16 protein-coding genes are annotated in these 21,585 nt (G+C 45.8%); 2 read left to right on the forward strand and 14 right to left on the reverse strand.

Annotated features, from left to right (window positions below):
• Nucleotides 1–94: 94 nt before the first annotated feature.
• From C1712_RS00430 to C1712_RS00445, 4 genes are all read right to left on the reverse strand, one after another.
• Nucleotides 95–805, reverse strand: coding sequence for a Bax inhibitor-1/YccA family protein (locus tag C1712_RS00430; RefSeq protein ID WP_102265819.1), 711 nt, complete (start codon nucleotides 803–805; stop codon nucleotides 95–97).
• A 167-nt stretch (nucleotides 806–972) separates the two neighbouring features.
• Complete coding sequence (ilvA, locus tag C1712_RS00435) at nucleotides 973–2,178, reverse strand: threonine ammonia-lyase (protein ID WP_245858017.1); 1,206 nt, start codon at nucleotides 2,176–2,178, stop codon at nucleotides 973–975.
• A 97-nt stretch (nucleotides 2,179–2,275) separates the two neighbouring features.
• A complete protein-coding gene (locus C1712_RS00440; RefSeq protein WP_102265821.1) occupies nucleotides 2,276–3,331 on the reverse strand; it encodes an SIS domain-containing protein in 1,056 nt (351 codons plus the stop codon).
• A gap of 66 nt (nucleotides 3,332–3,397) precedes the next feature.
• The gene (locus C1712_RS00445) at nucleotides 3,398–4,705 is read right to left on the reverse strand and encodes a polysaccharide deacetylase family protein (RefSeq protein WP_102265823.1); all 1,308 of its coding nucleotides are present in this window, start codon (nucleotides 4,703–4,705) and stop codon (nucleotides 3,398–3,400) included.
• A 126-nt stretch (nucleotides 4,706–4,831) separates the two neighbouring features.
• Here C1712_RS00445 and typA point away from each other — a divergent pair, with 126 nt between their 5' ends.
• Nucleotides 4,832–6,670 (forward strand): translational GTPase TypA, encoded by a 1,839-nt coding sequence (gene typA, locus C1712_RS00450; protein WP_102265868.1) that lies wholly within the window; start codon nucleotides 4,832–4,834, stop codon nucleotides 6,668–6,670.
• A 23-nt stretch (nucleotides 6,671–6,693) separates the two neighbouring features.
• Here the strand turns inward: typA and C1712_RS00455 are convergent, their stop codons facing one another.
• From C1712_RS00455 to C1712_RS00485, 7 genes are all read right to left on the reverse strand, one after another.
• Nucleotides 6,694–8,511, reverse strand: a complete 1,818-nt coding sequence (locus tag C1712_RS00455; RefSeq protein WP_102265825.1) for an ABC transporter ATP-binding protein — start codon at nucleotides 8,509–8,511, stop codon at nucleotides 6,694–6,696.
• Complete coding sequence (locus C1712_RS00460) at nucleotides 8,508–10,277, reverse strand: ABC transporter ATP-binding protein (RefSeq protein WP_178200558.1); 1,770 nt, start codon at nucleotides 10,275–10,277, stop codon at nucleotides 8,508–8,510. The genes C1712_RS00455 and C1712_RS00460 overlap by 4 nt, the downstream gene beginning before the upstream one ends.
• A 191-nt stretch (nucleotides 10,278–10,468) precedes the next feature.
• On the reverse strand, nucleotides 10,469–11,122 hold the full coding sequence (locus tag C1712_RS00465; protein ID WP_180963024.1) for a DUF2238 domain-containing protein: 654 nt from the start codon (nucleotides 11,120–11,122) through the stop codon (nucleotides 10,469–10,471).
• Nucleotides 11,112–12,593, reverse strand: a complete 1,482-nt coding sequence (locus tag C1712_RS00470) for a nicotinate phosphoribosyltransferase (RefSeq protein ID WP_102265830.1) — start codon at nucleotides 12,591–12,593, stop codon at nucleotides 11,112–11,114. The genes C1712_RS00465 and C1712_RS00470 overlap by 11 nt, the downstream gene beginning before the upstream one ends.
• Before the next feature lie 9 nt (nucleotides 12,594–12,602).
• Entirely contained in the window at nucleotides 12,603–13,217 is a 615-nt protein-coding gene (locus C1712_RS00475; protein ID WP_102265832.1) for a cysteine hydrolase family protein, read from the reverse strand.
• Between the two features lie 76 nt (nucleotides 13,218–13,293).
• A complete protein-coding gene (gene feoB, locus C1712_RS00480; RefSeq protein WP_102265833.1) occupies nucleotides 13,294–15,381 on the reverse strand; it encodes a ferrous iron transport protein B in 2,088 nt (695 codons plus the stop codon).
• A 4-nt stretch (nucleotides 15,382–15,385) separates the two neighbouring features.
• Nucleotides 15,386–15,607, reverse strand: a complete 222-nt coding sequence (locus C1712_RS00485) for a FeoA family protein (RefSeq protein WP_102265835.1) — start codon at nucleotides 15,605–15,607, stop codon at nucleotides 15,386–15,388.
• Nucleotides 15,608–15,764: 157 nt separating this feature from the next.
• Here C1712_RS00485 and gdhA point away from each other — a divergent pair, with 157 nt between their 5' ends.
• Nucleotides 15,765–17,099, forward strand: coding sequence for an NADP-specific glutamate dehydrogenase (gene gdhA, locus C1712_RS00490; protein ID WP_102265836.1), 1,335 nt, complete (start codon nucleotides 15,765–15,767; stop codon nucleotides 17,097–17,099).
• A gap of 100 nt (nucleotides 17,100–17,199) precedes the next feature.
• Here gdhA and C1712_RS00495 read toward each other — a convergent pair whose 3' ends face one another.
• The 3 genes from C1712_RS00495 to C1712_RS00505 are packed head-to-tail and all read right to left on the reverse strand — an operon-like array spanning nucleotide 17,200 to nucleotide 21,583.
• Nucleotides 17,200–18,861 (reverse strand): hypothetical protein, encoded by a 1,662-nt coding sequence (locus C1712_RS00495; RefSeq protein WP_102265838.1) that lies wholly within the window; start codon nucleotides 18,859–18,861, stop codon nucleotides 17,200–17,202.
• A 54-nt stretch (nucleotides 18,862–18,915) separates the two neighbouring features.
• Nucleotides 18,916–19,458, reverse strand: a complete 543-nt coding sequence (locus tag C1712_RS00500; RefSeq protein WP_102265840.1) for an NUDIX domain-containing protein — start codon at nucleotides 19,456–19,458, stop codon at nucleotides 18,916–18,918.
• 1 nt (nucleotide 19,459) lies between these two features.
• Entirely contained in the window at nucleotides 19,460–21,583 is a 2,124-nt protein-coding gene (locus tag C1712_RS00505; protein WP_146003288.1) for a GNAT family N-acetyltransferase, read from the reverse strand.
• Between the last annotated feature and the right edge of the window lie 2 nt (nucleotides 21,584–21,585).

Consider the following 21,585-nt stretch of genomic DNA (forward strand, 5'->3'; position numbering starts at 1 on the left):
CAAAAACGCGTATTGTCCTTGCATGCAGACAAAGCGCGTTTTTCCTTTTCTTTTGCAATAAAAAGTCATCTGTCCAAAACAGATGACCGTTTTTTTAATCGTTGCGGTTGCCTAAGATCGTCAAGATCCGCAAGAACAAGTTAATGAAATCCAGATACAGTTCAAAAGCCGAATACAAAGCCAAATGCTTCAGCATTTCCCCATCACCGACATAACGGTAATAGTTATTTTTTAATTTCTGCACATCATAAGCCGTAAGTCCGGTAAAGATCAAGATACTGATGCCGGAAAGCATCATGATATAGCGATCCAGATCCAAAAAGAAGATACCGATCACTTCTACTAAGATCAAAACGATCAATCCGGTAAAGCAGATCGTTCCAAGCTTTGTCAGATCCGCCTTCGTCGTAAAGCCGATCATCGTCAATGAGCCGAAATAAACCGCCGTTACGCCAAACGCAAAGAAGATCGTTCCCGCGTCATAAGCATAGCCCAGTGTAGAAAAAGTAAAGCCGGTGATCGCACAGTACACGGCAAACAACACCATTGCACTGGTGTAATTCATGTTATATAAATTTTTGCTGAAGGCGATGACCACACCAAATTCGATCAAGATCAGAAATAAGTAAGAGAAGCTGCCCATCGACAACAACGCTCTCAACGCAAATCCGCTCTCATAGCAGAAAAAAGCGATCACTGCCGTAATCAGCAGTCCAAGCCCCATGATCGAAAATGTCTTCATGGCATGTTTTTGCAAGGACAATCCCTGATTTTGATTTTGAATAGCAGAATTCTGTTCAAACATACGTATTCCTCCTTTTCCTATAGTATACCCCAATTTCGCTTATTTGGAAACACCTTTGCGAAAAACGTGCCTTCCCTGTTTCAGCGAACAGCATTTGCACTTGTCAAGATCGAAAAAGAGCGATGGTTTTTATAAGCCATCGTCCTTTCTTATATCTACTATTTATATCAGCGTGCCTGTATCTTGGCATGGAAGCCATGTGCGAAGAGGGTGTCTAACAGCTGGCCGATATGTGCTTCACTGGTGGTTTCGATCATACAGCGCACGGTACAGATGCCGCTTAACATATCATCAGAATAACGATTGTGATCGACACTTACGACATTGGCGCCCGACGTGCTGATCAAGTGCAGCAGCTTGCTTAAATTGCCCGGTTTATCGACTAACGGCACATCTAAGATGACTTTTCTTCCGGTCTTCATCAATCCCAGATCGATGATCTTGGATAAAAAGTTCACGTCGATATTGCCGCCGGACAATACGGCTACACAATTTTTACCATGCAGATCCAGTTTTTCAAACATCGCTGCCGCAACTGAAACCGCACCGGCTCCTTCTGCCACCATCTTCATTTTTTCTAACAGCGTCAATATGCCGGCCGCGATCTCATCTTCACTTACCGTAATGATGCCATCCAAATAGGTTTTACAAACTGCCAAGGTCTGATCGCCCGGCGCCTTCACCGCAATGCCATCGGCAATCGTAGCCGCATTTTCCAGCTTTACGATCTGTCCTGCCGCAAGTGATGCCTGCATGCTGGCAGCGCTGCCTGCTTCCACACCATACACCTTGCAATCCGGTTTGATATGCTTCATCGCATAAGCGATACCGGAAACCAAGCCGCCTCCGCCCACCGGCACCAGCACGACATCGACATCCGGCATGCGTTCATAGATCTCCAAAGCGATCGTACCCTGTCCTGCCATGATATAGGGATCGTTGAACGGTTCGATAAAAACCGCATCGGTCAGGGTCTGTAAGTTTTTCGCATATTCATAAGCGTCATTGAACGTATCTCCCTGCAGCTCCACCTTGACACCGTAGCTGCGCGTCGCTTCGATCTTGGAAAGCGGCGCGGTCTTAGGCATGACGATCGTCCCCTTGATGCCCATTTCTTTGCACGCATAGGCGACGCCCTGCGCATGATTGCCGGCACTGGCTGCGATCACACCGCGTTTTTTCTGCTCCTCGCTTAGCTTCGATAAGCGATAATAGGCGCCCCTTAGCTTAAATGCCCCGGTCAATTGCAGGCTTTCCGCCTTGATCCATAAATGTTCCTGAATTTTATCCGCCCGCACCAGCGGCGTACGGCTGATGATCGGCTGCAATACACGCTGTGCTTCTTCGATCAGTTCCATTGTCAGTGTTGTCATAATTTCACTCCTCATCCTGCATCTATTGTAGCGCATTTTGATCGAAATGAAAATGTGAAATCAATTGAAATGAGCAAAAGAGAACGCCTTTTTTCTTTTACAGCGTTTTGGTGATGTAGTGCTTCATAGAACCATTGACCGCCCTTGTAAGATCACGTCCGCGACACACTGCCATCCGATAGGCGATCACCTGTGCAGCCGTAATATATTCGATCGGCGCAAAGGTGCGGTTTGCCGCCTGAAAATATAAATCATGCGAATCACTTGCCAGATCGCCGATCACCGCGCAGAAACCGATTTCTTTTTTCAAAAAACGGGCGATCGCTTTGACTTTTTCTTCATCTTCTCCGCTCTTGCCAAACAGGAAAAAGCCGATTTCCGATGAAAAGGCGTTCTGCGGTCCATGGATCATCTCCTCTAACTCATAGCTGCGCGTTACGATCGGCACCATTTCCATCGCTTTGATATCCGCTTCCATGCAAACCGGATACAGATCGCCTGCTCCGCCATACATCAGCGCGCTTTTTCGCATCAAAGAAAACTGATGCGCATCAAACCACGCCATCGCCTCTTCACGACGCTGATCCAGATTGCCGATCGTATCGCGCAGTTTTTTTTCATAACCGTCTGCCTGCTTTGCGCTGATCGTGCCATTTGCCTCAGCAAGCGCGATGCCCATTAACCAAAGCGTTGTTACGGTCGCTGCATAACCGATCGTACGGTAAATAAATTCTTCCTTTTCACTGCCCATTTCCAGTGCCACATCCGCCAAAGCGGCAATCGGTGCCTGCACATCCTCACAGATCGCACAGTTTAATAAATGCGCATCCTTTACTTTGCGCAAGCCTTCATATACAAGCCGCGTGCTGCCGCCCTGTGAAATAAAGACATAGAGCGCATCTTTCTTTAATTCCTCATAGTTGTAATGCAGAAATACGTTTGGATAATAGAAACGCACCCGATAGCCCAGCTTTTCTAAAAAGATCCGTGCCGTAAAAGCACTGTTGTAAGAAGTGCCGCTTGCCACAAACACCAGATCTCGACATTCTTTTGGCACATACGCTCCTAACTCTTGAAAACGTGACGCACGCTGATCCACGATCTTCGTCAAAAGGGAAGGGATCCGCTCAATACAATTTAGTAATGTTGTCATAACAATTCCTCCGATCCCCTTTAGTATATAACGAATGCGTGTAAAAGAAAATAGCGGTCAGTTATTTTAACCATGCGGGAGCGGTACTTCCCGATACTGCAGCAGTTCGCTTACCGTTACAAACTGATAGCCTTCCTCTTTTAACTGGGAAAGGATCGCCTTCAGTGCTTCGACAGTGCTGGGATACATATCGTGCATCAGGATAATATCGCCATCTCTTACCTCCTTCAGCACTCTGGAAGTGATCTGCTGTGCATCGCGCAGCTTCCAGTCCTGTGTATCCACGCTCCACCCCGCATAAAGCAGATCGTTTTCACTCATACAGGCATCTACGACATCATTATGACTGCCATAAGGAGGTCGAAGCAGTTTGGGCGCTTTGCCGGTTATCGCCTGCAATGCCGCTTGTGATCTGGTGATTTCTTCTTCGATCGCACTTCTCGATAAAGTCGTTAATTGCTTATGCGAATACGTGTGATTGCCGATCTCACTGCCCTCTAAGATCATACGCTGCAACAGTTCCGGCGCCAGATTGGCACGGCTGCCCAGAATAAAGAATGTCGCACAGGCCTGTTCCTCTTGCAATACATCGAGGATCGCACCGGTATAGCGCGGCAGCGGTCCATCATCAAAAGTGATCGCCACCATCGGTTTATCCGGATCGATCAAGCGCAGCGGCTCATTCAAAACATCATCATACGGCACGATCGTCTGCACCGTTTCCTTTTCCATCGTTTCATCGATCATCTCATAACCCAAACAAACCTGCACGGCAAAAGGATAAAGCATATCCTGATCAAAATACAGCTTCAGCTGATCCTTTTTCAAAACAAAACAGGCAAAATTCTGCGGCAGTGTTTCCGAACCGATCGAAAAAGCGAGACTGTCGCTTTGCTCCGGATAACGGTTACGCAGCTGTTCTCTGCTTAACTGTGCGATTTTCGCAAAGCCGCTTTCGCCAAATACATCCTCCAGATCAAAAAAATCACTTTGTTTCAAATCATAATGAATCGCGTGATAAGTCGTTTTGCTTGTATCATCAAAGCGCGTTTCCACCTGATATAAAATCGAAATATAGCGTTCTTCCTTCAAATACGATTTCCAGTCGATCGTCAGCTCCGCATTTTCTGCCTGTTTCGCCTCCTTGATAAAGTCCTTTTTTAGCTGTTTGACCAGCTGCTCGCTTTTGTCATTGATCGCTTCGATCTCACAGTGGATGCTGTGGATATAATAATGATAATGTTCTCCTTTTCCGATATCCGCCGCACTCTCGCCGTATTCATGGATCGGATCACTGTTCTGCTTCACTTCATAGCGGACACAGCCGCAAAGAAACAGCATACAAAAAAGACAGATCCGCGCTTTTTTCCCCATTTGATCACCTTTATGCTAAAGCATATGAACAAAGATGCGCTTTTCATGTATCAAAGTGAAAAAAATTTGTATTTCTCGGTCATTTGTTTTATCATAGTATCGGTATTTTATAAAGGTGGAATCAATATGAATGAAAAACAGAAAATGATCAATTTAGCCGTGATCGCCCATGTCGATGCCGGCAAATCAACCTTGGTAGACGCTTTCTTACGGCAAAGCGATGTCTTTCGCGCCGGTGAGGAAGTCGTGGAATGCGTAATGGACAGCAATGATCTGGAACGAGAACGCGGCATCACGATCTACTCAAAAAACTGCTCGATCACCCATGACGGCGTGAAGATCAATATCGTCGATACACCGGGACATGCGGATTTCTCCAGCGAAGTGGAACGTATCATCAAGACCGTAGATACGGTGATCCTATTGGTCGATTCCAGTGAAGGGCCGATGCCGCAGACCCGCTTTGTATTAAGCAAGGCGTTAGAGCTGGGGTTAAAGCCAATCTTGCTTATCAATAAGATCGATAAAAAAGATGCCCGGCCAAATGAAGTGGTCGATGAAGTATATGAACTGTTTTTAGAGTTAAACGCAACCGATGAACAGCTGGACTTTCCGATCCTTTACGGCATCGCCAGAGAAGGCATCGTACAGTATGATCTGGATACGCCAAGCAATAACATCGAACCCTTATTTAAGACGATCCTCAAACATACGCCATGTTATCCGGATAAAGATGAAGAAGCGCTGCAGGTACAGATCTCCGCGCTTGCCTATGACAATTTCATCGGCCGTCTGGGCATCGGGCGGGTTTACAGCGGTATTTTGAAGGAAGGCATGTCCGTTGCCATCTGTGATGATGAAGGGCATGTACGCAATAAAGCGATCTCACAGCTCTTTGTTTATCAGGGACTAAAGCGGGTAGCCGTCAAAGAAGCACACAGCGGCGACATCGTCGTCATTGCCGGCATTGCCGATATTTCGATCGGAGAAACGCTTTGTATGCCGGATCAGATCTTGCCGATGCCTTCGATCAAGATCGAAGAACCGACACTTTCGATGAATTTCATCGTCAATAAATCACCGTTTGCGGGCCAGTCCGGCAAATATGTAACATCCCGCAACTTAAAAGAACGGCTGGAAAAAGAACTGGAAGTCAATGTCGGATTAAAAGTGGAAGCAACCGACAGTGCAGACTGCTTTAAGGTAAGCGGACGCGGCGAGCTGCACATTTCCATCTTATTGGAAAATATGCGCAGAGAAGGCTATGAGGTAGCCGTTTCCAAGCCGGAGGTCATCCTGCATAAAGATGAAAAGGGACATACCGTGGAACCGGTAGAAGAAGTGATCGCTTTATCGCCGAGCACCTACAGCGGCACGATCATCGCAAAGCTGAACTTACGCAAAGGGGTCATGGTCGATATGGACGATGACGGCAGCTATTGCAAGATCACTTATCATGTGCCGACCAGAGGACTGCTTGGTTATCGCAGCGAATTTATCAATGATACAAGAGGAGAAGGCACGCTGGTATGCCGCCTGATCGGTTATGAGGAATACAAGGGTGAGATCCCGCAGCGCACCAACGGCGCTATGATTTCAACCGATACCGGCTCTGCCATGACGTATGCCTTATGGAATTTACAAGAGCGCGGTACCTTGTTCATTTCACCGCAGACCGAAGTATATGAAGGCATGATCATCGGAGTGAGCGCCCGCAATGTCGATATGGACGTCAATCCGCTCAAAAATAAAAAATTGACCGCGATCCGTTCCAGCGGCAATGACGAGGCGATGCGTTTAACGCCGCCAAAGATCATGACCTTGGAAGAAGCGTTGGAATTCATCAATGACGATGAACTGGTGGAAATCACTCCGGATACGATCCGCCTGCGCAAAAAAGGACTGACCCCGCAGGAACGCCGTCAATATTATCGTGAAAAGATGAATGCAGAAGAACTAAAATAGAGGCGCAAGCAGCGCCTCTTTTTCTATGCTTCATAATAATGCGCCTGCGCATGCCACAAGCGATGGTAAAGCCCCATTTTTTCCAACAGCTCCGCATGGGTGCCGCTTTCTACGATCTCCCCTTGATCAAACACATAGATGTGTTTTGCCATACGGCAGCTGCTCATACGATGCGAGATCATGATGCTCGTCTTATCTTTTGCCAGCATTTCCAATCGATGATAGATCTCATATTCCGAAAGTGGATCCAAAGCGGCAGTCGGCTCATCTAATACGATGAAATCACGATCATAATAAAGCGCTCTGGCAATCGCCAATTTCTGTTCTTCCCCTCCGGAAAGATCTACTCCTTCCGACTCCTCCTTACTAAGCGAGGTCGCCAAACCTTTTTCTAATTCCCGCATGCGTTTTTTTAACCCCGCACGTTCCAACTGTTCCCAAGCCTTCTCTTCATCTACCTGCAACCCCCCGGCAATATTTTCTTTGATCGGGAAGGGAAACAGCTGAAAATCCTGAAAGACACTGGAAAAAAGCGACCAGTAGGCATTTAGATCATAGCTTTGCAAAGGCTTGCCGTTTAATAAGATCACACCACTGCTTGGCTCATATAAGCGAAGCAGCAGTTTGATCAAAGTCGTCTTGCCGGCGCCGTTCATGCCGACAAAAGCCAAATGATCCCCGCGTTCGATGCGCATCGAAACATGCTTTAATACCGGCTGATCCTGATGAGGATAGCAGAAACTCACATCTTTTAATTCCAATGATGTAAAAACAAGTGATTCCTGTTTCTTACCAGCCTGCTGAGCCGGCAAGTGCAGATAGGTCGCATACGCCTGAAAATAGCGGGCACGCAGCTGCATGCTCATGATCGAGGAAAGCCATGTGCGCAAAGCACTTGATAATTGCACGATCGCACCGCTGTAACGCATCAGTTCCCCATAAGTGATCGTCTTTGCCATAAAGCGCACCAGCACGACTCCGGCAAAAAATAGATTCATGCTCTGTGCAACAAGCTGTTCCAAACCGCCGATCACCCCAAAACGCTTTGCATAGTGATAAAACAGATTCATTAACTGATCCGCTTCTTTTCTGATGCGGCGGCTCAGCATGCCTTCCATATGATATAAACGAATATCCTTTCCCACTTGATAATCACTGCTGCAGATCTGGGAATAGTAGGCAAAGCGGCGATTACCCGCCACATTATCATAAAACTGATGCGTCAGCTCTTCATTTTTTCGTTTCATCAAAGCGATATTACAAAGCAGTACGACAGCAAACAGTACGATAAAGACAACCGGCAGATAAGCAGAATGGGCAAATTGAATCAGTGCGTTTCCCACTACGCTTTGCTTTTTTAGCATCATTACCAAGATCACAAGCGACTGGATGATCACAGCGCTGCTCTTGATAAATTCCTGCATATAATGTAAAAACCATTCGATGCCGCCACTGCCGTTTTGTCCTTCCCGCGCCTGCTGTAAATGATCTAAGGTCGCAGGATCCTCCAACAGCTCATAGCGCAGATCCAGCGTATGCTTTAAGATTGTTTCTTCGATCTCATATTGCAGGCGTGTTTTCATGGTTGTCGTCTGCTTTTCTAAATATGCGAGCAGCACCATCATGATAAAGGAAAGAAGCAGCAGGCTCCCTGCTAAGACAAGCGCCTTTTGTTCATTTTTTTCAAGAAATAAAGCATCTAATAGAAACGAGCTGAGCAAAAGGGATGCAAACGGCGCAATTGCGTTCAAAATGCCGTTTAACAGGGTAAGTGGGATACAGGAAGGCGAAACACGGTGAATCATCCGACAAGTTTCCATAAAGGCTCTGCTTTTTTTCATACTGTTTGCTCCTTTCGATAATACTGTGCCTGCACCTCATACAGTTCTGCATAACGGCCTTGCTGCGCCAACAGTTCCGTATGTGTGCCTCTTTCGATGATTTTTCCTTTTTCCAAATACAAGATCGCATCACAAAATTTCGTTGAAGCCAGCCGGTGTGAGATAAAGATCGATGTCTTATCTGTGCACATCGCGGCATATTGCTCATACAGCGCCGCTTCGGCAAGGGCATCCAGCGCTGCGCTTGGCTCATCTAAGATCAAGATCTTGCCATCATGATAAAGCGCTCTGGCAAGCATCAGTTTCTGGGTTTCCCCACCCGATAAATGAACGCCGTTTTCTTCGATCAGATTCGTTAAAGGCGTATGGATCCCATTTGGCAAAGCATGGATCGCCTCTGCCAGTCCTGCCTGTTTCAAAGCCTCCCATACCGCCTTTTCCTCATATTCATCATCACAAGACACATTTTGTGCAAGCGACAAAGCAAATACAGCCGCATCCTGAAACACGATCGAAATCAAATCAGAACGCTGTTTGGCACTGAGCTTGGTTACCTCTACCCCATCGATCAAGACCCTTCCCCGCTGGGGCACATAAAGACCGCAAAGCAGCTTCATCAAGGTTGATTTTCCCGCACCGTTGATTCCTACCAGCGCCACCTTTTCTTTGGCATGAATCGTCAGGCAAAAATCCTCGAAGATCCAGTCACCGCCCTCATAGCGGAAAGACACATGATCAAATTCGATCTTACCGATCGGATCAGAAAGTGACAATGTCGCATCCTTTTGCTGATACTTTTCCATGAATTGCCGATAATCGTTGATCCCGCGATGATCCATCTGCATATGATTCAATGACTTTACGAGCGCTTTGGTCCAAGTAGACAAAGAAGCAACCAAGGAAACATATAAAACAAAAGTATCCATCGCCATACCTTTCATCGCCTGATCGATCAGCCAAAGATAAGCGATCCCATCACGCAGCAGCAAAACAAATGCTTCTTTGATCTGCGCATAAAAGTATCGTTTCTGTACCTTTTGGTTCCACTTGATACAATGTGCCGATAAACGGGTAACTTTGCCCATGATCCAATCTTGCAGCTGATAAAGGCGAATGTCTTTTGCCGGATCCGGTTTCGTAAATAAAAACTGTAAACGCGAGAATAAACGCGCTTCTTTTATCCAATCCTGTTTATGCGTTTGTTCATAGGTTCTGGCACGCCGATACATGCACATCTGCAAAAGCGCAACAAGTGCGAACAGGACAGAAAACAGCAGATCATCCTTGGCAATGATCAGGATATAGGCAAGCAGACCGCATAGAGAAGAAAGCGCGGTTTTTCCTTCCCGAATGATACCCTCAAATCCATACTCATTGGCATTCACAGAATACATGACTGCCTGCGCCTGCTCATCACGAATCTTAGGATTTTCCAGATCGCTGTATGCCATGTGCAAAACCTGTTCCATCATGTCTAAGCTGTAGGTAAAGCGCAAACCGATCAAACGTGCCGCATTGTATTCGCTCAAGCGAGAACTGCCATAAGAACAAAGAAGCAGTGCTAAGGCATATACACCCAGCATCGTGAAAGCCTGCGCATAAGATGACTGCGCAGCACACCAAAGCAGAAATGCAGGAAACACATTCACCAGCAATGGGAAAAGAACGGAAAGCACGACCTCCAACAATAAGGTTACAAGCAGCTTTGCATCAAATGTATGAATACGCTGAAAGATCGCTTTCAGATTGTAAGCAATAGAATACATAGACACCTCCTGATCTGTCATATAACATAACATTGTTTTATTTATCGTTATACTATCATAACATTGTTTTGTTATAAAGAGTGAATTTATCATTATTTCAACTTACATCTCTTTCTCTATGCTTTTTCTTTGCTCATGATTCTCTTTGCATGCGCAAAAAACCTCTCTGCTATACAGAGAGGTCGTGTCCGTTATTGCGTTTTACGAATATTGCGTTCATAAAATACTTCGGGGATCCTTGTAAAAAAATTTTGTTTTTTGCTGTGATAAGCGCGCATTACGAATAATGTAATTAGAATACCGCCTACAAAAGCAGACATCGTATCCGTGATCGAATCATGAACGCCCTGTGTATAATGATTGATACAGTCATTATCAAAAAAGATCAGCATCGCATATTCATAATATTCCCATAACAGTGCGATAGCCATATTGCAGGCATTGATAAAAACCAAAAAGAGCCGATAGCACTTGCGGTCCTCTAAGCGATTGCTTTGACGAATCAGATAAAAGAGGATCATCGCCGCCAATGTCGCAAATAAACCGGAACAAAAATGTACGACCTTATCAAAGAAGAACAGCGAATAACCGCCTAAGCAACTGCCGATCAGCGACGCAAAGTAACAGAAGCAGGTCGATAAAATATAAATCTCATAGATCGGCTGAAAATGAAATAAGCGAAACAGCAGCGGCACGATCAAAGGACATAGAATTGACACAAAGCCCATATAAAACGCTTGCTTATCACTTTCATAATTGATGATAAACGCATAAAGCAAGGTCAAGGCATAAATAACAGCAACGAACAGGTTGATCTGCTTTAATCTTTTTTCGCTAAGATTCATGACGGATATCTCCCAGCATCTTCAATTTCAGATTCAGCAGTTTTTCCGTTACATCGACATAATAGATCTGCGGATATTCAAAGCGAAAGATCTCATCCCAAAGATGCGCCAATTCTTCTTTTGCATAGGCGCGGATCTCTCCTAGGCTTGGCACATCGTAAACCAGCTTGCCATCAATAAAGATCGGCTGTAAAAGCGAACGTAATTGATAAGTACCGCCTTTGAAAGTCTTGTTTTTCCAACTGTTCATCGGATGATAGATCGTAAGATCCTGCTTTTCATCCAGCGTTTCTTCATATAATGCCATCACATCGCCCATCGCCTTTCCGCTTTCCTTATCATAAATGCGATACAGGTTTTTATAGCCGGGGTTGGTGATTTTCTCCACATTTTCACTGATCTTGATCTTCGGGATCCAAACATCGTCTTTTTTTACCGCACTCATTTTATAAACACCGCCAAATACCGGCGTACTGCGGGAACAGATCATGTTTTCACCGACTCCGAAAGAATCGATCTGCGCCCCTTGCTCGATGAGGGATTTGATGATGTATTCATCAAAAGAATTGGAAGCGACGATCTTACAGTCCTGCATCCCTGCTCGGTCGAGTTCTTTGCGGATCTTCTTGGAAAGATAAGCGATGTCACCGCTGTCGATCCTTACTCCCGCCATGCGCTTGCCCATCGGCTCCAGCACTTCTTTAGCAACCTTGATCGCATTAGGCAGACCGCTTTTTAATGTATCATAGGTATCCAGCAAGACCGTACAGCTGTCCGGATAAGTCAGAGCATAGGCACGAAATGCCTCATACTCGCTTTCATACGACTGAATAAAAGAATGCGCCATGGTGCCTAATACCGGGATCCCAAATTTTTCCCCTGAGAAAGTAGTGGCAGTACCGACGACTCCGCCGATATAAGCTGCCCGTGCTCCATAGTTGGCCGCATCGAAATTATGTGCACGTCTTGCCCCAAACTCCATGACCGCACGTCCCTTCGCACTGCGTACGATCCTGCTTGCTTTGGTCGCAATCAGTGTTTGATGATTCAACGCCAGCAACAATGCGGTTTCCAGCAGCTGTGCTTCGATGATCTTTGCCTTCACCCGCAATAACGGCTCATATGGAAAAACCGGTGTGCCTTCTGGGACCGCATAGATCTCGCCGGTAAAGATAAAATGACGCAGATAGTCTAAAAATGGTTCACTGAATTTCTGCAAGGAGCGTAAGTAGTCGATGTCCTCATTTGTAAAATGCAGATTCTGCACATAACCGATCACCTGTTCCAGACCGGAAAAAAGCGCATAGCCGCCGCCGTCCGGGTTACGTCGATAAAACAGATCAAAGACGACTTCCTTATCTTTTTCTTTGCTGTTGAAATAACACTGTGACATCGTAAGTTCATAAAAATCCATTACCAGACTCAAATTCCGTTCATCACGAAAATCAAATTTTTCATCATACGTATCCATAAAAACCTCCTAGTAAGTGAAGTCTTTGACGACTTCCACCGCATTGCCCGCCATATTGGCGATCGCAAATGCATTGCAGGTATAAGCGTCATGCACCTGATCGATGTGATAAGTATCGATCATGGAGATCGGCACCACGACACGCTGGTCGATCTGTTTTTCATTCAAGTACGCCCGCAGCGTCAAAGCAAACTGCAAGATACAGATATCGGTGCAGCAACCAACGATCACAAACGTATCGTAATCATTTTGATGTGCCGCATAATAAGCCTGCCAGTTTGGCGAAGTAAATGTGCACGTACTGTTTTTGGTTAATTTGGTTTTCACGTATGGCTGTAATGGAGCAACGATTTCACTTTCTTCACTGCCCTTTAGACAATGTGGCGGATAGGATCGAAATTCCAGTGCATTGGGCTCATGCGTATCGGCGACAAAAACACAATCGCCTCCCTGTTTCAGCAAGGTTTCGATTACCGGTATGATTTCCATGATCGCAGGATCTGCCAACGCCCCTTCTTTCACAAAACCGTTGATCATATCAACGACAACGACGCACACCTTTCCATATTGCCCAAAAGGCACAGTTGCGTACTGCTTCAAAAACGAATCACTTACTCTTGCCATCCTGCTTCACTCCTTTTATCTTTTTCTATTATACCATGTTTTAGAAAAAGCGTAACAAAAAGCGACCCTCTGTTGGTCAAAGCGAAGCAAACAGCAAATGACAAAGCGATAATCCCTGATACAGCAGGAAACACACAAGATAAGGCAGTAAACTCATCAGCAGCAAAGAGGCAAGCATAGTGCGCAAGCCATATTCTTTGCGCAGCGCCTGTAAGGTCATGATACAGGGAACGCTCAATAAAATATAGACCAGAAAGCTGAAAGCTCTTGCCTTGGCATTTTCATCATGCCACAGCAAAGCGATCGTTTTTGTCGTATCTTCCTCTTTTTGTCCCTGCAAGGTCATGCTGGCAAAGAACGTGTCTGCTAAGCGCTTAGGCAACTGCTTTGTTTCATCCTGAAACACAAAAGGCATTTCTGCGGCGGAAGCATCTGCCAGCTGTCCTAAAAAGCCGATCACACTTTCTTTCGCGATGATCCCGCTTGGTAATGCCGCCACACTTTTCCAATTCGTACCGAAGCCAAGCGGCTCAAAGGCTATGGAAACCGGTTTGGCTGCCTGCGCCAGATAACTGTCCTGCAAACTGCCGTTAGGGAAATAAGTGAGCGCCCATAAGACAATAATGACCCATATTACCAAAGACATCGTCTTTTTTACATAACCGCGCACCTCTTGTTTGATCTTTTGCATGATCATTTTCATACGCGGCAGGCGATAAGGCGGCAGCTGCATCAAATAAAGCGTTTGTGCCTTTGTGGTGTGGTTTTCAAACTGGTGAAGCAGAAACGACAAAACAAGGGCGATCCAGATGCCGATCGCATAGAGCAAGATGATGACATAAGGCGCTTGATTGCCGAAAAACGCGCCGGCAAACAGAACATAAACCGGCAGCCTTGCTCCACAGGACATAAACGGCACAAGCAGCGCCGTACGTTTGCGCAGTGCTTCGCTTTCAATCGTACGGGTCGCATAGATCGCCGGTACATTACAGCCAAAACCTAACACAAAAGCGACAAAGCTGCGCCCGCTTAAATGAAAAAAGCGCATGATCCGATCCATCAGAAAGGCGATCCTTGCCATATAGCCGCTTTCCTCCAACACAGCCATCGCCCCATACATATACGCCATCAGCGGTACAAAGCTCAGCACGCTGCCAACGCCTGCCAACAGACCATTTTGTATCAATGCACGCACCCATGCCGGTACATCACCCAAAATTTTCGCACATACAGCGCCGCAATAATCCTGGATCAGATATTGGATAAAGGCAGTCCACGGCGCACTGCCGCGAAAGATCACCAGCAGCACAAAGAAAAAGACAACGGCAAACAAAGGAAGTCCCCAGAAGCGGTGCAAAAGGATCTGATCGAGCTTGTAAGTAAAAGCATTGCGTTTTTTCATGTCTGCGTGCACATAACCCATCATGCTTTCTACCGCATCCATGCGCAACTGATCCCAATCAGCCAACTGCTTTTGATAACGCATGACCCCATCATCGATCTGAAGCAGATGCAGATGGTGCATGATCGCGGCATCTTCGTTTACCACGCCGATTCCCAGACGAAAGATTGCCTTGGCATCACTTTCGACAGTCTGGATCTTGCTTTTTATGTAAGAGAGCAGCTGCGTAAATTGGTGTTCCTTTAACGGATTGAGGAGCGGATAATAAAATACTGTATCATTCACATGGCAAAGCAGCGCTTTTTTTACTTTGTCGTAATCATTTCTATCAAGTGCACTGGCACAGATGATCGGCACTTGCAACCGCCTTGACAGCTTTTCGGTTTCGATCAGCATGCCATGCTTTTCCACCTCGTCCATAAAGTTCAACAGCAGCATCATCGGTATCTGCAATTCTCTTAACAACAGTGTGAGATACAGACTGCGCTTCATATCGGTCGCATCAATGACCTGTACGATCAGATCCGGCGTATGTTCTTTCAGATAGTTTTGCGTGATCGCTTCCTCTCCCTGCGTTTCCTTTAGCGCATAAATTCCAGGCAGATCGATCAAATGATAAGACTGATCCCAGTTCACATAAGCTTCTTTTTTCGCAACCGTTACTCCGGCCCAGTTGCCTACCTGCAGATCCGCATGTGCCAAGGCATTGATCCAGGCGCTTTTCCCGACATTGGGATTGCCGATAAAGGCGATTTCTTTCATCTTCTCACTCCTTCAACAAGATTTGATGCGCGTCTTTGCGGCGAATGGCAAAAAAGATGCCTTCGATTTCAAAAAGCAATGGATCATGAAGCGGTGCACAACGCAAAAAACAGATCTTGGCACCCGCATAGATACCCTGATGAAAAAAATGATCATGAAGCTTTGCGGGAACATCGATCTTTGCGATCTTTGCACATGCGCCGCTTGCTAATTCATCTGCACGCATCGTATCACCATTCTCACCTTATGCAAAGCTTCTTTGGGTTATGTATAGGTAACAATAATTGAAATAATTTTCATGAAAAATAATATTTCTGTTTTCTTTTTTATTGCATTCCCGCTTGATCGTTGTATAATAGGAATAGAATGAAAGAGGTGTTGATATGGCATATTTAGATGAAATCAAAGCAACTGTCAAAGCGCGGAACCCCCATGACAGGGAGTTTTTACAGGCAGTTGATGAAGTGCTGGATTCTTTGGAAATCGTCGTTGAAAAGGATCCCTCTTTGTTAGGATCCGGCATTTTCGAACGAATCGTAGAGCCGGAGCGTCAGATCATCTTCCGCGTTCCTTGGATAGATGACAAGGGCAAAGTACAGGTGAACCGCGGTTATCGGGTGCAGTTCAACTCAGCGATCGGGCCTTACAAAGGAGGCTTGCGTTTCCATCCAAGCGTCAATTTAAGCATTATTAAGTTTTTGGGATTTGAACAAGTATTCAAAAACGCCTTGACGACCTTGCCGATGGGCGGGGGAAAAGGCGGAAGCGACTTTGATCCAAAGGGCAAAAGCGATCAGGAGATCATGCGTTTCTGTCAAAGCTTTATGAGCGAGCTGTATCGTCATATCGGAGCCGATTGTGATGTACCGGCAGGCGATATCGGCGTCGGTGCGAGAGAAGTCGGTTATTTATTCGGGCAGTATAAACGGCTGCGCAATACGTTCAGCGGCACTTTGACCGGTAAAGGACTTACTTGGGGCGGCTCTTTGATCCGCAAGGAAGCAACCGGCTATGGTCTGTGCTATTTTACCGAAGCGATGTTAAACGATCATCAAAAGAGCATGGCCGGCAAAAAAGTCGTGATCTCAGGATCAGGCAATGTGGCCATTTATGCAGCGGAAAAAGCAGCGCAATTAGGTGCGCTTGTCATAGCGATGTCCGATTCCAAGGGCTATGTATATGATCCATGCGGTATTGATCTTGATTTGATCAAAGAGATCAAAGAAGTGAAACGGGAACGCATCAAAGTCTACGCGGACATGAAAAAAGACGTTACTTATGTCGATTGCTGCAAAGACATCTGGACGATTCCATGCGACATCGCTTTACCGTGTGCAACCCAGAACGAGTTAGATGAAGCAGGTGCCAAAGCACTGCTTTCCCATGGTGTGATCGCCGTAGCGGAAGGTGCGAACATGCCATGTACCCCGGAAGCGATTGCCGCTTTCCAAAATGCCAAGATCCTTTACGCGCCGGGCAAAGCAAGCAATGCGGGCGGTGTGGCCTGCTCCGGCTTAGAGATGAGCCAAAACTCCATGCGTTACAGCTGGAGCAGTGAAGAGGTCGATGCGAAGCTAAAGACGATCATGGAATCCATTTACCAAAATGTGGCACAGACCGCAGACGCATATGGACATACGGATAATTTCGTGGTCGGCGCCAACATTGCCGGTTTCTTAAAAGTAGCACAGGCGATGAAAGAACAAGGCATCGTATAACATGCAGTGCCGACAGGAAGTTTCATTTGAAACTTCCTTTTTTACGCAAAAAAGTCTTGTATTCCCCTTGTTCATAGGGAAACCGCAAGACTTCTTTTTTTTAATCCGTCTGTTTCTTTTTCAGCCAAATGCCGGCCGCAAGCACCACAACACAGCCACCGGAAACGATGAGCCAAATCTCTTGATCGCTGTGATCACCGGTATTCGGTGCATCTACGCTTTGATCATTTGGCTTTGTAGTTGTTTGATCGCTCTTTGTTTCATCGCTTCTTTCTACGATCGAATAAGTAGAGAAATGATCAGCTGTAAATACGACTTCCTCTTCCTTTAAGGAAACAACCTCTATTTCCTCTTTCGCACCATCCTCAGCTACATAGTAAACGACTACTTCCTTCCCTTTTAATTCCTCTGGAAGTTTTACTCCGACAGCCACGCTGCCAACCGGCTGTACGGTCTCATAATTTGCGATCAAGGTAATGTCATACGCGACATAATTCTGATCTTCAAATACTGCATCTAAGTTCTTTGTATCCGCATGAAGCGTCGTATGACTTGGCAAAGCGCCCTCTAACGATGACAGAGAAATACCGTCTTTTACCGACAGGTACGATACATTTTTACGCTGCGCAAACGGCACGACGACTTCTCCTTTTTCATTGACCAAGTTGCCTGCGTGATCGACAAAATAGTAGCGGTATCGAAAATGCAGTACATTGAAGTCTGAAAGCATCGGATCCGGCTCTTCGATCAAATATTTCAAGCTGACAAGCAGATCCGTACCGCCGCTTACATAAGGAACGCCTGCTTCAGATTCGAAATGTTCCCCACCCATGAAAAAGGAACCTCTTTCTTTTATAACGGAACCGTCATTTAACCGCACATAATAATCCAAAAGCGTATTCATCTCATTTTTCTCATTATAAGCAAGCGCATATTCGGGTATATGTTCATCATCAAAGCAGAGTGCCGTTCCTTCAGGTGCACCATACCAGGCGACCGTCGTCGGCAAAGTAATCGTTCTTGTGGTATTTGCCGTTATCGCAATTTCATAATCGACATGCACTGTCTTTGACCCGCTGCCGCTTGCAGGAACATCCTTTAATAATGTGTCGATGCTGTGTGATACACTGATCGGCGCGATCATTTCTTCCGTCCGCAAATCAATAAGTCTTACAAACTGTGTTGTTAGATAAGGAGCAAAGTTCTGCTTCTCAACTAATTCTACCTGCAGATCCGCTTCCGTGATCTGTTCCATTTCATTGTATTCCTTTAACAAAGCAAGCGATGCATCAGCACTCCAAATTCCCTCACTGTTATTGTAGGCTTGATCGAACAGCTGGTCGCCCTGCTCATTGTAAATCGAAACTTTGACTTGATCCAACACATAGGTTCCATAGCCTTGTACCTCTTGCGCGAAATTGATCGAAGTACTGAATTCATATTTTCCATTTGCTTGGCCTGTCAAGTCATACTCGGATAACCTTACCGTATAACTTTCGTTTTCATCACTTTCGTTTTGATAATACAGAGAGATTTCAGGAAAACGATACTTTGCGACCTCTCCTTCATCTGAAAATTGCACATAACTGTGCACTTCCTCTTGATCCTGCACGACTTCGATCGAAGTAATATCATAAGGCATAGGCTGTACTTCCACGATGTCTTCCCCAGGCAGATCCGGTCCTTCTGCTAAAACCGGTGACAATGTGAATGTCGTCATAACGAGCATGCACATTACCATAAATTTCATCATTTTCTTCATAAGCTGCTTCTCCTTTATGTTATCTCCAGTATAACACATTCCTTGCGCTTATTTTTACTCATTTCTGTAAAAATCAGACAATAGTCGATATTTCAATAAAGCAATGATCGTTTTCGCATCTTTGATCTCATTGCTTTCAATTAAGCGAAGTGCCTCATGAAGCGGCATACGCACGACTTCCACAGTTTCTCCCTCATCAAGCTCCTGTTTCAAAAATACCGCATGCTCGGCAAGCACAAGATGGATCACTTCACTCGCATAGGCGACTGTCGGATAAAGATAACCGAAGTAACGTGGATGCCGGGTAGTATAGCCGGTTTCCTCTCGCAGCTCCCGCATGCCCGCTTCCACGATGCTTTCCCCTGCTTCCTGCTTGCCGCCGGGCAATTCATATAACACTTCTTTGGAAGGATAGCGAAACTGCTTGACCAGGATGACCTGCTCTTGTGCGTCAATAGCCAATACCGCAACCCCGCCGCTGTTATGCACGACTTCACGAATGCTCCTAGAGCCATCTTCCAATTCCACTTCATCTTTTTCCACACGCAAGATCGCTCCATCATATAGACACGTGCTGCTGATTTGTTTTTCCCACATCCTATCTCAGCTCCTTTTCCATGATCATGACCTCTTTATGGGGCATGGTAATCGCTTTGCTTATCTTTTGCTTTACCTGAAATCCCATCGCTTTCCAAAACATTGCCGCCTTTTGATTTTCCTTGATGACGGCCAAACGGATCTTGCGATACCCTTGTGCCTTGAGTTTCTTTTCCAGTGCTTCATAAGCGCTTTTTCCATAGCCCTGCCGATGCCTGTTTCCATCTACTAAAAATAAACCGATGTAATAAGTATGCTTAAGCGGATAGTCTTTGATACCATCTAACAAGGCGATCGCCGTACTTCCTTCATACAATAATCCATACTGCTTTTGATCTTCTGTGCAGCCGGGTGGAAGCAGCCTTTGATCTTTGGCTACATCATGAAGGGTCGGCAGTTTTTCGCCACACAGCTCAAAATAAGCGCGATTGCTCGCATAAAGTGACAAAGCCGTTTCCAGATCCTGATCTTTGCATGGCTGAAACCGCCATTTTTCTTCCTCGATCGGATACAACTTCCAATCACAGTGCAGATTTCGATAGATCGCCACCGCATAATGATTCCCCAGCCGCTCGATCCTAGCATAGCGATAGAGCAGGTCCTGCGATATATGGTAATGTGTACTGATAAAAGAAATAGCAGCGTGCCGCTCTTCTCTTGTCAAGGTCGGCGGATACCAGCGCTTAGGGCGTGTCTTGGCGATCATCAGATAGTCCATGATCATCACATCCCGATAAGCGCCTTGTAAAAACGCATCTAAATAAACAAATAGATCATATAGTTGATAACGATGAAAGGCAAACTGATGCGCTTTGTAATAGCAGCCCAGTCGATAAAAGAAAGCAAAAGGCGATGGTTCTTGATCCAGCACCGCTTTCATCGTATGTGAAAAACGACCGCTGTTCCAATATTTTTCCAGCATATCTTCTGCCAAATGAATGTTTTGTACCTCCTCTTGCGACATCCACTGATTTTCGATCATCGCATAAGGCGCTTTTTCTTCATAACGATAGCCATAGCGCTTGGCGTCTTTGCGCAGCGAAGTGCCTCTTAACAGCTTCAAAAAGCCCAGCTGCAGCTCTTTCGCACGAAATGCGAACACATCGTCAAACGATTTGGCAAAGCGGTCATAGCTTTCATAAGGCAAGCCCGCAATCAGATCGAGATGCAGTTCACAGCGATCGCCCTGCATCAATGCCTTTACCACTTCCTGTAAGCGCGTAAAATCCTGCATGCGGGCAATCGCACGGTTTGCGGGTTCATAAGTGGACTGAATCCCGATTTCAAAACGAAATAATCCCTTTGGCGCTTTGGTATTGATAAAATCAATCAAGCTCTGTGGAAAAACATCGGCATTGATCTCAAATTGAAACTGCTGATCCGGCGCATGATGAGAGACGATATAGTCTAAGATCGCAAGCGCATGCTTCGGGTTGGCGTTAAAGCTGCGATCCAGCACCTTGATCGTCTTTGCCTCACTTTGGAAGATCAGATCCAACTGATGATACAAATAAGGAAGCGAAAAGAAGCGCATGCCCTTTTCTAACGAGGAAAGACAATATTGACACTGGTAAGGACAGCCGCGGCTCGTTTCAAAATACAATATGCGCTTCCCCATCGCTTCTTCATCCTGCGGCAGCGCATAGGACGATTCCAGTTGTTCAATGAAAGAAAGCGGTGTTTGCGCAATGTCTTTGGAAATCGCCCCACGATAACTGACACCGCATATTTCTGCTCTTTCTTTTTTCTCAATACAGCTCAATAACTGCGGAAACGTGATTTCCCCTTCTCCGCTCATGATATAATCGGCACAAGTATGCGCTAAAAAATAAGCGGGTTCATAAGAAACCTCAGGGCCGCCTAAGATCAAGACCAAAGAGGGCGCTTGTTTTTTTAATGCCGCGCAGATCGCCTTCGTCATTTCAATGTTCCAGATATAACAGGAAAAAGCGATCACATCTGCTTTTTTCGCAAGCAGATCGGCAGTGATCGATGCAACAGAGTCTTTGATCGTATATTCGCAAATACAAACATCGTGCTGCGGCTTTGATGCGACATAAAGCAAACGCAGTGCAAGTGCTTTATGAATATATTTGGCATTCAGCGTTACCAGTAATGTTTTCATAT

This window comes from Massilicoli timonensis (assembly GCF_900199515.1).
Taxonomy (GTDB): Bacteria; Bacillota_I; Bacilli_A; order Erysipelotrichales; family Erysipelotrichaceae; genus Massilicoli; species Massilicoli timonensis.

Bases quoted from the DNA above. Each gene is read 5' to 3' on its own strand.
- C1712_RS00430 (WP_102265819.1), bottom strand. From the start codon at position 805: ATGTTTGAACAGAATTCTGCTATTCAAAATCAAAATCAGGGATTGTCC.
- ilvA (WP_245858017.1), bottom strand. From the start codon at position 2,178: ATGACAACACTGACAATGGAACTGATCGAAGAAGCACAGCGTGTATTG.
- C1712_RS00440 (WP_102265821.1), bottom strand. From the start codon at position 3,331: ATGACAACATTACTAAATTGTATTGAGCGGATCCCTTCCCTTTTGACG.
- C1712_RS00445 (WP_102265823.1), bottom strand. From the start codon at position 4,705: ATGGGGAAAAAAGCGCGGATCTGTCTTTTTTGTATGCTGTTTCTTTGC.
- typA (WP_102265868.1), top strand. From the start codon at position 4,832: ATGAATGAAAAACAGAAAATGATCAATTTAGCCGTGATCGCCCATGTC.
- C1712_RS00455 (WP_102265825.1), bottom strand. From the start codon at position 8,511: ATGAAAAAAAGCAGAGCCTTTATGGAAACTTGTCGGATGATTCACCGT.
- C1712_RS00460 (WP_178200558.1), bottom strand. From the start codon at position 10,277: ATGTATTCTATTGCTTACAATCTGAAAGCGATCTTTCAGCGTATTCAT.
- C1712_RS00465 (WP_180963024.1), bottom strand. From the start codon at position 11,122: ATGAATCTTAGCGAAAAAAGATTAAAGCAGATCAACCTGTTCGTTGCT.
- C1712_RS00470 (WP_102265830.1), bottom strand. From the start codon at position 12,593: ATGGATACGTATGATGAAAAATTTGATTTTCGTGATGAACGGAATTTG.
- C1712_RS00475 (WP_102265832.1), bottom strand. From the start codon at position 13,217: ATGGCAAGAGTAAGTGATTCGTTTTTGAAGCAGTACGCAACTGTGCCT.
- feoB (WP_102265833.1), bottom strand. From the start codon at position 15,381: ATGAAAGAAATCGCCTTTATCGGCAATCCCAATGTCGGGAAAAGCGCC.
- C1712_RS00485 (WP_102265835.1), bottom strand. From the start codon at position 15,607: ATGCGTGCAGATGAATTAGCAAGCGGCGCATGTGCAAAGATCGCAAAG.
- gdhA (WP_102265836.1), top strand. From the start codon at position 15,765: ATGGCATATTTAGATGAAATCAAAGCAACTGTCAAAGCGCGGAACCCC.
- C1712_RS00495 (WP_102265838.1), bottom strand. From the start codon at position 18,861: ATGAAGAAAATGATGAAATTTATGGTAATGTGCATGCTCGTTATGACG.
- C1712_RS00500 (WP_102265840.1), bottom strand. From the start codon at position 19,458: ATGTGGGAAAAACAAATCAGCAGCACGTGTCTATATGATGGAGCGATC.
- C1712_RS00505 (WP_146003288.1), bottom strand. From the start codon at position 21,583: ATGAAAACATTACTGGTAACGCTGAATGCCAAATATATTCATAAAGCA.